We start from the raw sequence: 676 nt of genomic DNA, 5'->3' as shown, positions 1-676 counted from the left end.
GTAATGGACGGGATATGCTAACAGGTCACGGTTTGATTGTAAGAATAGAGTCTAGTAGGTGTTTAAATGACGCAAGCGAGTTTAAAGAAAGGCTTTGGCAAGTCCAAACCAATCAAGACTACGAATAACGCATGGAAAGCTATTCCTTGGGCTAAGGTTCAGCGGAAAGTTTTCAAGCTCCAAAAGAGGATATTTCAAGCAGCTAAATCGGGGCCGGATGCAAAGGTAAGAAGGTGGCAACGTCTATTGGTGAAGTCATCTTATGCCCGACTCTTAGCAGTACGGCGAGTGACCCAAGACAATCAAGGAAAGAAAACAGCCGGAGTGGATGGAGTGATAGCAATATCCCCTAAGCAAAGGTTAGACTTAGCCGAGAAAATCAAAGGAAATATCAAAGCAAAACCACTGCGTAGGGTGTGGATTCCAAAACCTGGTAGGGATGAGAAACGCCCGCTGGGAATACCCACTATCCAAGATAGAGCGAGGCAAGCCTTGGTTAAATCGGCTCTCGAACCTGAATGGGAATTGAGATTTGAAGGCACTAGCTATGGGTTTCGACCTGGTCGGTCTGCCCAAGATGCAATTGGTAGAATCTATACTGCCATAAATAAAGGAAACTACTATAGCATTAGTCAAGGTGGTTAGGACGCAGCCTTGAGAACGGAATCCATGGCAT

At 45.4% G+C, this 676-nt stretch carries 1 protein-coding gene; it reads left to right on the top strand.

Annotated elements, in window-relative coordinates; all coding sequences use genetic code 11:
* The first annotated feature begins 66 nt into the window (after window positions 1-66).
* On the top strand, window positions 67-645 hold the full coding sequence (locus tag P5674_RS25535; RefSeq protein ID WP_014276166.1) for a reverse transcriptase N-terminal domain-containing protein: 579 nt from the start codon (window positions 67-69) through the stop codon (window positions 643-645).
* Window positions 646-676 lie beyond the last annotated feature (31 nt).

Origin of the sequence: Limnospira sp. PMC 289.06, assembly GCF_032350395.1 — a bacterium.
Taxonomy (GTDB): Bacteria; Cyanobacteriota; Cyanobacteriia; order Cyanobacteriales; family Microcoleaceae; genus Limnospira; species Limnospira platensis.
This window is presented reverse-complemented; position numbering and strand designations above follow the sequence as displayed.